The 12,174-nt window shown below is 37.5% G+C and carries 11 protein-coding genes and 1 pseudogene; all 12 read left to right on the plus strand.

Annotated elements, in window-relative coordinates:
* Positions 1-44 precede the first annotated feature (44 nt).
* Entirely contained in the window at positions 45-1,052 is a 1,008-nt protein-coding gene (locus KM149_RS02490; protein ID WP_182281029.1) for a PTS sugar transporter subunit IIC, read from the plus strand.
* A gap of 95 nt (positions 1,053-1,147) precedes the next feature.
* Positions 1,148-2,679: pseudogene (locus KM149_RS02495) on the plus strand (SLC13 family permease); the annotation flags it as partial.
* 595 nt (positions 2,680-3,274) lie between these two features.
* On the plus strand, positions 3,275-3,850 hold the full coding sequence (locus tag KM149_RS02500; protein WP_182281030.1) for a hypothetical protein: 576 nt from the start codon (positions 3,275-3,277) through the stop codon (positions 3,848-3,850).
* 12 nt (positions 3,851-3,862) lie between these two features.
* A complete protein-coding gene (locus KM149_RS02505; RefSeq protein WP_164905406.1) occupies positions 3,863-4,039 on the plus strand; it encodes a hypothetical protein in 177 nt (58 codons plus the stop codon).
* A gap of 219 nt (positions 4,040-4,258) precedes the next feature.
* Entirely contained in the window at positions 4,259-5,077 is an 819-nt protein-coding gene (locus tag KM149_RS02510; RefSeq protein WP_241415505.1) for a formate/nitrite transporter family protein, read from the plus strand.
* A 170-nt stretch (positions 5,078-5,247) separates the two neighbouring features.
* Positions 5,248-5,799: a GNAT family N-acetyltransferase gene (locus KM149_RS02515; RefSeq protein WP_060829446.1), complete on the plus strand. Its 552-nt coding sequence runs from the start codon at positions 5,248-5,250 to the stop codon at positions 5,797-5,799.
* Positions 5,800-6,022: 223 nt separating this feature from the next.
* Positions 6,023-6,718 carry a trypsin-like serine peptidase gene (locus tag KM149_RS02520; RefSeq protein WP_214971211.1) on the plus strand — a complete coding sequence of 232 codons (696 nt, stop codon included), beginning with the start codon at positions 6,023-6,025 and terminating at the stop codon, positions 6,716-6,718.
* Between the two features lie 360 nt (positions 6,719-7,078).
* On the plus strand, positions 7,079-7,819 hold the full coding sequence (locus KM149_RS02525; protein ID WP_165545229.1) for a sirohydrochlorin chelatase: 741 nt from the start codon (positions 7,079-7,081) through the stop codon (positions 7,817-7,819).
* Positions 7,801-8,262: a precorrin-2 dehydrogenase/sirohydrochlorin ferrochelatase family protein gene (locus KM149_RS02530; protein WP_103356341.1), complete on the plus strand. Its 462-nt coding sequence runs from the start codon at positions 7,801-7,803 to the stop codon at positions 8,260-8,262. Before KM149_RS02525 ends, KM149_RS02530 begins: the two co-directional genes overlap by 19 nt.
* Positions 8,255-10,660: a nitrite reductase large subunit NirB gene (gene nirB, locus KM149_RS02535; protein WP_165545227.1), complete on the plus strand. Its 2,406-nt coding sequence runs from the start codon at positions 8,255-8,257 to the stop codon at positions 10,658-10,660. Before KM149_RS02530 ends, nirB begins: the two co-directional genes overlap by 8 nt.
* A 5-nt stretch (positions 10,661-10,665) precedes the next feature.
* A complete protein-coding gene (gene nirD, locus KM149_RS02540; protein WP_016426190.1) occupies positions 10,666-10,980 on the plus strand; it encodes a nitrite reductase small subunit NirD in 315 nt (104 codons plus the stop codon).
* Positions 10,968-11,912 carry a uroporphyrinogen-III C-methyltransferase gene (gene cobA, locus KM149_RS02545; protein WP_182281034.1) on the plus strand — a complete coding sequence of 315 codons (945 nt, stop codon included), beginning with the start codon at positions 10,968-10,970 and terminating at the stop codon, positions 11,910-11,912. Before nirD ends, cobA begins: the two co-directional genes overlap by 13 nt.
* Positions 11,913-12,174 lie beyond the last annotated feature (262 nt).

Here is a 12,174-nt window from a genome sequence, read left to right on the forward strand (position 1 = left end):
AAAAAATTGTATGTTAACAAACTGAAGAAGAGAGTGTGAGAAAAGTGAAACAATTATTAAGGCGTTGGTTTATTGAAGGTTTGAGTTATATGACGCTAGGGCTGTTCAGCTCCTTAATTATTGGATTAATTATGCAAACGTTAGGTAAACAAACATTATTTCCTAATCTCCATTTAGGCTTTTTAGTCGAGATAGGAACAGTTGCACAAAGTTTAACTGGTGCTGCAATCGGCGCGGCCATTGCCTATGGGTTGAAAGCAAAGCCCCTCGTCATTTTTGCTAGTGTTATTGTGGGGATGCTCGGTTATGATACGTTTTCCGGTGGTGCAGTAGGGGCCTATTTTGCAACTTTGGTCGCTGTTGAAGTGAGTCGATTATATGCATCTAAAACAAAAATCGATATCATTGTCTCTCCATTTTTAACATTAGTGATAGGCGGCGTTGTGGCAAAGTTTTTAGGCCCTGTTTTAAATCAAATGATGCGTGCCCTTGGGAGAGTGATTGTTATCTCTACAGAACAGCAACCATTTTTAATGGGAATCTTAGTTGCGGTCATCTTTGGCTTGTGTCTGACTGCGCCGATTTCTAGCGCTGCGTTAGCCTTAATGCTTGATTTATCAGGTTTGGCGGCAGGTGCAGCAACAATCGGATGTGTGTGTCAGATGGTTGGCTTTGCTGTAACAGGCTATAAAGATAATGGCATTAGTGGCTTGATTTCAATTGGAATTGGAACGAGTATGTTGCAAGTCCCAAATATTTTATTAAAACCATTGATTCTTATCCCACCTACACTCGCAAGTGCAATTATTGCACCGGTTATGACAACATTGTTCCCAATGACTAATAATGCAGCAGGTGCAGGTATGGGCACGAGCGGATTTGTTGGTCAAATTATGACGATACATACGATGGGAAGTCAATTAGATACATGGATACGTATTGCTGTTTTCCACTTTGCTTTACCTATCGCAGTGACTTATGTGATTTATCATTTTATGCGTAAGCGTCAATGGATTCACGATGGGGATCAAAAGTTAAATGTGAGTGAGTAAAAAATCTTTAAAATTTTGTGAATGTTAAAACACGTATATCTTTTTAAAGCGCTTTCTTGTTACAATAAGGTTAAAGATCTCAACAAAGGGGGCGCCATGTATGGCAACATCTTCAAAGAAGAAAGAGGGAACAACATTTAAGCCTTTATGGTTTATCTTAAGTTTTGTAGCACTTTTCATAGTGCTCTTATTACCAACGTCAGACCAACTCCCAGTGATGGGAAAATGTGCGTTAGCTATTTTAGCGTTTGCAGTCATTTTATGGGTCACTGAAGCGGTCACTTACCCGGTATCAGCGACTATGATTGTCGGCTTGATTATTTTACTTCTTGGCTTTAGTCCAGTTCAACATCTAACTGAGTCGCTTGGGAACCCTAAAGTCGGTGGTCAAGTTTTAAAAGGGGCAGATGTATTTGGTACAGGAAATGCATTAAAATTAGCCTTCAGCGGTTTTTCATCTAGTGCAGTTGCGTTAGTTGCTGCCGCACTGTTTCTTGCAACTGCAATGCAAGTTACAAATTTACATAAACGACTTGCTTTATTAGTGTTATCTCTTGTAGGTAATAAAACGAAGCGTATCGTCATTGGGGCTATCTTAGTTTCGATTATTTTAGCCTTTTTCGTACCTTCTGCAACTGCACGTGCAGGCGCAGTTGTGCCAATTTTACTCGGTATGGTAGCTGCGTTTGGTGCTGCAAAAGAAAGTAAACTCGCAGCATTATTAATTATTACAGCGGTTCAAGCTGTTTCGATATGGAATGTAGGGATTAAAACTGCAGCAGCACAAAATATTGTGGCAGTTAACTTTATCAATGATCAGTTAGGTCATGATGTCTCATGGGGCGAGTGGTTTTTATATGCAGCGCCATGGTCTATCGTCATGTCGATTGTGCTCTACTTTGTCATGCTCAAAGTCGTACCACCAGAAAAAAATGAAATTGAAGGTGGCACAGAGCTCGTCAAACAACAACTCGCTGAACTCGGTCCTGTAAAACCTAAAGAGTGGCGTTTAATCATAATCTCTGTATTATTATTAGTTTTATGGTCAACAGAAAAAGTATTACATCCAATCGATTCATCATCAATCACACTGTTAGCTTTAGCTGTGATGTTGACGCCAAAAATTGGTGTTATGAGTTGGAAAGAAGCTGAACAGCGCATCCCTTGGGGAACAATTATTGTTTTTGGAGTAGGAATTTCATTAGGAAATGTATTGCTACAAACACATGCCGCGCAGTGGTTGAGTGATGCGACATTTGGATTGTTAGGCTTAAAAGGAATGCCAATCGTTGCGACGATCGCGTTAATTTCTTTATTCAATATTCTAATCCATCTTGGATTTGCAAGTGCGACAAGTTTAGCTTCAGCATTGATTCCAGTATTCATCTCATTAACTTCAACTTTAAGTTTAGGAGATCATGCGATTGGATTTGTACTTATCCAACAATTTGTGATTAGTTTTGGCTTCTTATTGCCTGTAAGTTCACCACAAAGTATGCTCGCATACGGCACTGAAACATTTACGGTTAAAGATTTCTTGAAAGCAGGCATTCCGATTACTGTGATTGGCTACTTGCTCGTTGTGTTATTCAGTATGACTTATTGGCAATGGCTTGGCCTATTATAAAGTCACCTTATTGTCACGGAAATATGAATGAACGAGGCATGTCGAATTTTTAATTAATCATATTTTCAATACATTGAACAAAAGGTGAATGGATATGCAGTTGCCTTAGCTTTATGATGAGGTGGTTGGGGCATCAACTCCAAAATAAATAGCGTTCAGATGATATTTTACAGAAAATCATCTGGGCGCTTCCTTTTTATGATTAAACTTCTTATTGTATGATTTCCCTCATAAGTCTCGTCATCGATACTTCGCTTTCATACGTCATCATTTACTATTATAGTTAAAAACAAGTCACTTTTGCCTCATTTTATTAATCACGACATAAACTAAAATAACGATGAATTGATTTGGCCTCAGCGCGTTTCTATTTCAATTAAGCCAAATTGAGTTGAGTCTTCAGCCCATAAGCAACTATATTCATGAAGGTAAGATTATCAAAAATTTGATTTCACTGACCTTTTTTACGACTTAACATAAAATATAAATGAGTTGTGGGTGCAGTTTCTTTTACTGATATTGTCAAAATATTAAAAATAAAACTTATGAATAAGTGATAAAATAAGAATGGGGCAAACAAAGTGGGGTTGATACCATGAATTTATATAGAAAGTTAAGACAGTTTGGTGTTGAAGATTTAAAAATATTAGAGAATGTGACCTTCCAAACCGTCACGAATTTAATGGAACTCAATAAAGAGGAAGCAGAGCAACTACAAGTCGACATGCAAATCGCTGGCTACACCTTTCAACCGCCCGTTGCTTTAGATGCCAACAACTTAGAATTACCCGTTCAGATTGAATGTGATTTAGACTGTGGAAACGCACCGAAAATGAAAAAATTGCGCGATTTCATTATTGGCTGCATCACTTATGATACTGACATGCTCGATCGTGTGATGACGTACACGCAGCTACAAATCGTCTTGAATGAAACACGTATTTTTGAAGACTTAACCCAATTTAAACTATTTTTATGGAACCATCGTGAAATGTTAAAGCATGTGCAAATTTCACATTTGCTGTCGCATGGACATAAGGGCGCGGCACGCGTAGATATTGAAGATGTGTATCATCAAAAATATGTTTTGGTGCTATTTGTGGAGTTTGACAGTCATAAAAAAGAGGCGGGGATTCGTCAAGTTAAAGCGAACTTATTATCTATTACATAGGAGGACGATGTCATGAATGAACGTTATTTGAAAGTTTTAGGTCTTTATTTTATCAGTGCAGCAATTCCTGCTTTACTTGATAAAGTCAATTCATCAAACTGCTTCTTTAAGTGGTTTACAAAAACAGTGATTGGCTACGGTATATTTGCGAGTGGCTTAAAAATAATGAAAAAGCATAAACATTCCTAATCAAATTGATTTGAAAAGTCACTAGAATGTGGCAGTCACGTTTTTTAAGGAAAGGGAAGCGATAGAGAGTAAAACTTGTATCACTCATTTTATTTTCTATCCCCTTTCCTTTTTTTAATTCACTGCTGGTGATGTACAACTTTGTAGAACGTCATGTAAAATGGAAATAGCAAGATTAAAACAAAACATCAACTTAAAAATTAAAATGGAGGCTTTGAAATGGGGATTCAAAAACCGTCAAAAACAATTGAGGATACCTATGCGTCGCGTCATACAATCAATGACATTATCCATGCGGTAGCGATGAAAGAGGTCATGCTTGATCGAGCAATGCCACGTTATATTGTTAAATCTATGATGTCTGGAATTTTGTTAGCGATTGTAACGGTCTTTATGTTAGCCATTAAAACACAAATGGCCGGTGCAATACCCGGTGTGGTCAACTTAATGGGGGCTATCGCATTCAGCATTGCCTTAGTCTTAATCGTCTTGACGCATTCTGAATTATTAACGAGTAACTTTATGTATATGACAGTAGGGATGTACTATCGAACGATTTCAATCACAAAGGCCATGTGGTTGTTTATCGTCTGCTTTATTGGCAATATTTTAGGTGCTTTTGTGTTATTTATTTTAATGTATTTTACAAAAGTAATGACGCCAGAGATGGTGCACGCATTAACTGCAACTGTGACAGCCAAAACGGTTAAACCAACGTGGCATGCGATACTCGTTAAAGCCGTTTTTGCAAACTTCTTTATTAATATTGGGATTTATGTATCTATGCAATTTAAAGAAGGTCTATCAAAAGCTTTCTTTATTGCAGTTGGCGTCATTATTTTCGTATTTATGGCTTATGAACACGTCGTATATAACGCAGGTTTATTTGTAGGTATGATTTTCTATAATTTTGATGGTCTTTCATGGTTAGGTGTATTAAAAAATATCGTCTTTGCTTTTGTTGGTAACTATATTGGTGGAGGCTTGATGGTCGGCTTGCTTTACGCTTATCTTAACGGCTCACGTCGAGTAGAATAAGGTCTCTGATTATTCTGAAAAGCGTTATAGTTACAGAGATCGTTCATTTTTTAATTGGATGGTCATATAATGACTCACGGTGAATACGCTTCGGTTGGAGCGTATTCTTTTCTATCCTGTTTTATATTTGATAATCTACTTATGAATCTTATGGGAAAAGGGGAGAGAAAATGTCTCAAATCAATATTCGGTTGGCGACATTGGAAGATGCTGAGAGATTGCAACAACTGATGTATCGTGCATTTACGCCATTAAGAGAAGTGGGCATCGACTGGCCGTCTGTGAATGCCGATTTAGAAATGATCGAAAAGAATATTAAGTACAATGCTGCGTATGTATTGGAGAAAGATGGAGAAGTGATTTCAACGTTAAGTATTCGCTTCCCATGGGAGCCTAAAAATCCAGTATCGAAATACCCGTTTGTTTGGTGGTTTGCAACGGATCCTGATTATAGTGGGCAAGGCTATGGGCATCAAATGATGTCTTATGTTGAAAATACGATATTGCGCGATACGCTTAAAGCGCCCGCCGTTGTGCTAGGGACATCTGCACGTAAAATGAGTTGGTTAAAAGATGTATATGAAAGACGTGGCTATGAAACATTTTTTACGCTTGAAGAACCTAGTGGTGATCAAGGTGCCATGATGGTTAAAGTATTAATACCCGAACGTTTTAATCGTTCATTATTAGCACCGCCACCATGGTTTGAAGGTGAGTCTTAAATATCGTGCTAGGATAACAAATATTGTATATAAAATATATCAATGAATTCTTTAATTTAAAAAGTCCTCAAAATTCTGGAAAGTGAATTTTGAGGACTTTTTAAACAAATCTCTTTCAAACTATTAAAAATTTCTTAATTTTTAAACAAATAATAGATGTTTTGTAATGATTATTTATATAATAATAAAGAAATAAAAATATGTTTGAAAGAGGTGTAGATTTATGAAAATAAAACTGCTTTCTATTTTAGGTATTGTATTTTTATCGTTTCTACCATTTAATAACGTTGAAGCAGCTCAGGATAATAGAGATTTAATAACTGAAGTCTTCAAGGAAAAAGGAAGTTTAATAACCGCGAAATATGAAGGCAAGGATACACACCACTGTACAGCAGTAATGTTAACTCCAACTCTGGGGTTAACTGCAGCGCACTGTAAGGATGGAGGATTTGAAGAGGGGACTATTGGAACGATATATCCTGGTGAGTCAGGACTTGCAACAGATGCTGGTAGTGGTACAGTAGGGACTTTTAATCCATACTCTGATAAAGATTTTGCTTTAATTAAAGTGAGCGACCCTTCAACCGCATTTTCACACTATTTAAAGAATGTTAATACAACTGTTAGAGGAGTTAATTTTTCGAATTTAGAAGGCAAGGAAGTATATTCTATAGGATATCCAATTGAGAAAGGCGGTTACAAGCAATATAGAACTGAGGGTGTAATTACTAGTGTAAATGGAGAAACATCGTTATATACAACTCTTCAATCATCAGAAGGACAATCAGGATCAGGAGTATTCCTCAAAGAGAACGATCAATTAATAGGAATTATTATCCAAGGTTATAACTTAGATACTACGATTGTAGTACCAATTACATCTCATATGGCAGATTGGATTAATAGAATTCGTAATTAGTTAAAAGAATTTGAAAGTTATTTTTCTCAAAAACAAGTAAAATATTGACTCTCAATATTAACCCGAGATTTTCGTAAAAAGTGCGATAATATCTCGGGTTTCGTCTTGTTTAAAGACGAGGTATAAATGAGATATGTTGAGATGAATAAGTCGTATTAAAGATACGAATGATCATATGGTCAAATAGGTTGTTGCAGTGGCAACTCAAACATTGTTAAAGTATATGAAATAAAGTCATGATTGAACTAGGGAATTCCCTCAAATTCAGTTGGAGGGGATTCCCTAGTTTTTATGTTTTCTGTGAATTTTATCACATAAATAAATAGATTTCGTCTACAATAAATGTGTGGGGGTGAAGTGATGGAAAAAGTCATATTAATTGTACACGGTATGAGAAAAGGTGAGCTCAACCAAAAATTAATTCAATTTGTTGACCAACTGTTTGAAGGTGACAAGTTAAATTATGATATTGCGTTTTTAGAGAGTGAAACGAAAGACTTGAATACGACGCTTACAAAGCATATTCGTCAAGGTGCCGACACTTTATATCTTGTGCCATTGTTACTTTTCTCAGCGTCTCATTATTATGAAGATATAGTCGTGGCTTTAGAGAAGTGGCAAGCTCAATATCCGAATATTGTCTTTCATTTAACGAAGCCACTCGGTACACATCCTAAGATGGAGACGTGGGCGCGTTATCGTATTGAAGCAATGGAACGAACATCGGGTCAAAATGTAGGGGTGGTGCTTCTTGCTCACGGTAGTGAAAGATTCAATGAACCAGCTTTGGCCTTAACGCGTATTGCCAATCAACTTTCGACTGCTCAGGAAACTTGCTATCCCAGCATGGTCTATGGAGCATTAGATTTTAAAACGCGGTTACTACAAATTGCACAACAACATGACACCTTATGTATTGTTCCGTTTTTCTTATTTGATGGTTTTTTAGTACAACGGACAAAGGCGCAAATTAGAATGATGCAGTTACCGTGTGAAGTTAAATTTACAAATGCCATCAACTTTCACCCGATATTAAAAGAAATCATCTTAAGTCGTTTATCTGAATGTCGAGGAGGTGTCCTGTGTATCCAATACAGTTAAATTTATCTAATAAAACGGTCGTCATCATTGGTGGTGGGAAAATCGCTTGGCGGAAATTTAAAAAGGTCATGCATGAAGCAAAGACGGTTAAAGTGGTCAGTCCTGAATTTAATCCGGCATTTTACACAAGGACGTGGGCACCCCATATCACTTTGGATAAAAAAGCTTATGATTCAAAAGATATTGCGGATGCCAATCTCATCATCATCGCAACGAATGATGTAAAGGTGAACCAGCAAGTGCATGATGATGCGCGTCCTGAACAGTGGGTGAACCACACTGGAGATCGACGACAATCTGATTTTTATAATTCATTCGATTTTGTACACAACGAAATGACAATTAGTGTGAGTTCTGAAGGGCAATCTATTCAACGCACACAAGCATACGGCGCAAAAATAAAAGCGTATTTAGAAACGCTTGAGGAGGATTTCCATGAGTAAAACAAGATTATTAATGGTGGGTAACGGAATGGCAGGTGTCCGTACAATAGAAGAAATATTAGAGCGAGATCCTGAGCGCTTTGATATCACAATTATTGGTAAAGAACCGTATCCTAACTATAACCGAATCATGTTATCTAACATTTTACAAAATAAAATGACTGTCAAAGAAACCATAATGAATCCTTATGAATGGTATGAAGAAAATCATATTCAGCTTATTACAGGTGATAAGGTTGTTCAAATTGATCGCGAAAAACAACAAGTTGAAACAGAACAAGGTCAAATTGTGGGCTATGATCAAATGATTATCGCAACGGGCTCAGATTCTTTTATTTTACCGATTGATGGTTCACGTTTAGAAGGTGTTGTCGGTTTTAGAACCATTGATGACACAGAGAAAATGTTAGAGATCGCGAAAACGAAACAAAAAGCAATCGTCATTGGTGGGGGACTTTTAGGACTAGAATGTGCAAGAGGTCTCGTTGATCAAGGGATGGATGTTACAGTTGTTCATTTAGCTGAGTGGCTCATGGAGGTTCAGTTAGATCGCAAAGCTGGTGAACTTCTTAAAAAAGATTTAGAAAAACAAGGTATTAAATTTGAACTTCAAGCCAATACGCAAGAAATCTTAGGCGAGAAAAATGTAGAAGGCATCCGATTATCTGATGGTCGTGTATTAGATGCCGATATGGTTGTAATGGCTGTCGGCATTCGACCTGTCACAAAAGAAGCACGTGCAGCAGGCTTAGAAATTGGACGTGGTATCATTGTCGATGACTTTATGAAAACGAGTGATCCTAACATTTATGCGGTAGGTGAATGTGCTGAGCACCGCTCAAAAGTGTATGGTTTAGTTGCCCCATTGTATGAACAAGGCAAAATTTTAGCGGATCATATAACAGGTCGTCCAACTGAAGGCTATCAAGGTTCAACGACTTTCACTTCTTTAAAAGTTTCGGGTTGTGATCTTTTTAGTGCAGGTCAAATTACTGAAAACGATGAAGTCCATGGTATTGAGACGTTTAATGGTGTCGATAATATTTATAAAAAAGTCTTCGTTAAAGATAAAGCGATTGTCGGCGCAGTGCTTTATGGAGACACAGAAGAAGGTAATCGCTTCTACAATATGATGAAAAAAGGCGAAACCATTGATGATTATACATTAGTGTCCATCTTGCATAAAGCGGGTGAAGTTGACGCTATTAGTGTGGCAGAAATGGATGACGATGAGACAATTTGTGGTTGTAACGGGGTCTCTAAAGGTACAATTGTCAACGCAATTACAGAACAAGGTTTAACGTCAGTTGCCGATGTCACACGCGTGACAAAGGCCGGTAATTCTTGCGGTAAGTGTAAAGGACAAATTGCAGAATTACTTGAATATACACTTGGTGATGACTTTGAAGCAAGTGCACCAACTGGTATTTGTGGCTGTACAGATTTATCAAGAGATCAAATTGTGACACAAATTCGCGCAAAAGGATTAAAAACGTCAAAAGAAGTGCGTCATGTATTAGACTTTAAAGATAAAGGCGGTTGTCCAAAATGTCGACCTGCACTGAACTATTATTTAAACATGGTCTATCCGGAAAATCATGAAGATGAAATTGCATCACGCTTTGCCAATGAACGCTATCATGCCAATATTCAAAATGATGGTACATTCTCTGTGATTCCTCAAATGCGTGGCGGTGTGACAGATGCAGATCAATTGATTCGTCTCGGTGAAGTAGCAAAAAAATATGATGTACCTCTCGTTAAAGTGACAGGTTCACAACGGATTGGTTTATATGGTGTGAAAAAAGAAGAATTACCAAAAGTATGGGAAGATTTAGACATGCGCTCAGCTTCTGCATACGGTAAGAAAACACGTTCTGTTAAAAGTTGTGTAGGTAAAGAATTCTGTCGATTTGGCACACAATATACAACAAAATTAGGTATACGTTTAGAAAAAACATTCGAATATATTGATACACCACATAAATTTAAAATGGGTGTCTCTGGATGCCCAAGAAGTTGTGTAGAATCAGGCGTCAAAGATTTCGGTGTAATCGGTGTTGAAAATGGCTTCCAAATTTACGTAGGGGGTAATGGTGGTACAACTGTGGAAATCGCTGAACATTTAACTACGGTTGAAACAGAAGATGAAGTGATTAAACTTTGTGGCGCTTATATGCAGTATTATCGTGAAACAGCAATTTATGCTGAGCGTACAGCGCCATGGTTAAGACGTATAGGCTTTGATCAAGTCAAATCGGTTGTCTTGGATCCTGAAAAACAAGAAGCACTCTATGAACGTATTATGGAAGCAAAAGCGGCCGTTTCCAAAGAACCATGGAATGAGATTGTTCAAGATGAAATGAAACAGAAAATATTTGAAGTTGAGAAGGTGTGAGGCATATGTTAAAGGAAAAAGTTAAAGTTGCTAAAGTTTCAGAATTAGAGCCTTTAATTGGTAAAAAAGTCATTGTCGGAGATTTAGAGATAGGCTTGTTTCTAACTGAAGCGGGTGAAATTAAAGCTATTCATAACGTTTGTCCTCATAAACAAGGTCCTTTATCAGAAGGAACAGTGAGCGGAGACTATGTCTTTTGTCCATTACATGATCAGAAAATTGATTTGAATACCGGTGAAGTTCAAGCGCCTGATGAAGGATGTGTCGCGACCTATCCTGTTGAAATTGTAGATGGAGATATTTACGTATGTCTGCCTTAAACGCGTCTCAACCTAAAGTCTATCTTATTGGCGCAGGGCCAGGACATCCCTGTTTACTAACTAAAAAAGCAGAGCGTTGCCTCCAAAAAGCAGATGTCATTTTATATGATCAGTTAGTTCACCCATTTTTACTTCATTTGTCTTCACCAGAGACAGAATGGATTCACGTAGGTAAGACGCCTTATACGAAATATATTAAGCAAGAGCGTATTAATCAGTTACTCGTCGAAAAGGCACAAACTGCGCAAACCATTGTACGACTCAAAGGAGGCGATCCTGCTATATTTGGGCGGGTCGCTGAAGAAGTCGAAACGTTACGTGCGTACCATATTGATTATGAGATTGTTCCGGGGATTACGGCTGCGAGTGCTGCAGTGAGTCAACTAGGAAGAGGATTAACAGAACGAAATGTATCGACAAATATTACTTTTACGACGGGCCACTTTAAAAACAACGAAGAAAATGAAATTGATATGACGACTTTAGAACATGGTGGTACGTTAGCCATTTATATGGGGATTAAACGTTTACCTCGATTAATGCATGATATTAAAAATAAAATGGGAATCGATTTTCCAGTAGCGATTGTCTTTAATGCCACCCATCCTAACCAACGCGTGATAAGTGGAACGGTGAATACAATTGTAGAACAAGTTGAAATGTTGCCTGAACGCCTAGGACCAGGTGTTACCATTGTGGGGCAGGTCGTAAGGGATGTGCAAACAGTCATCGCGAACACCTCAAGAAACTACGAAACAGTGTTAATTAGAGGTGAACGAATGGAAGCGATAGAGCGCGCTTTTGATTACTTTGAAGCGGGACATCAAGTCGTGGTTGATGATCGTCACTATTCAGATTTACATGCTTCTCAAATTGGAAAAATTACCCAACTTATTCAAGATACGACTTTTACACAGGTCGTTGATTTATAAGAGATTTTAGCATTTCGTTAATTAAGTTGCGCTAAGATGATTTTTAATAAAAAATTGTCTCAGCGCTTCTTTTTTATGATAAAACTTCGCATTAATATGACTTTGCATGCGCTCAAAATCCAAATTACCTTCACCAAGTTTTTCTTGAATTCAGTCAAATTTAGTTGAGAATTTAACCGCTAAGCAAGCGATTTAGAACCACGTATTAGGTATGTAAAAGCATAGGGATTCCACTTGATGAAATAGGTAAATCCCTAATAGG

This window comes from Staphylococcus coagulans (genome assembly GCF_022557135.1).
GTDB lineage: Bacteria > Bacillota > Bacilli > Staphylococcales > Staphylococcaceae > Staphylococcus > Staphylococcus coagulans.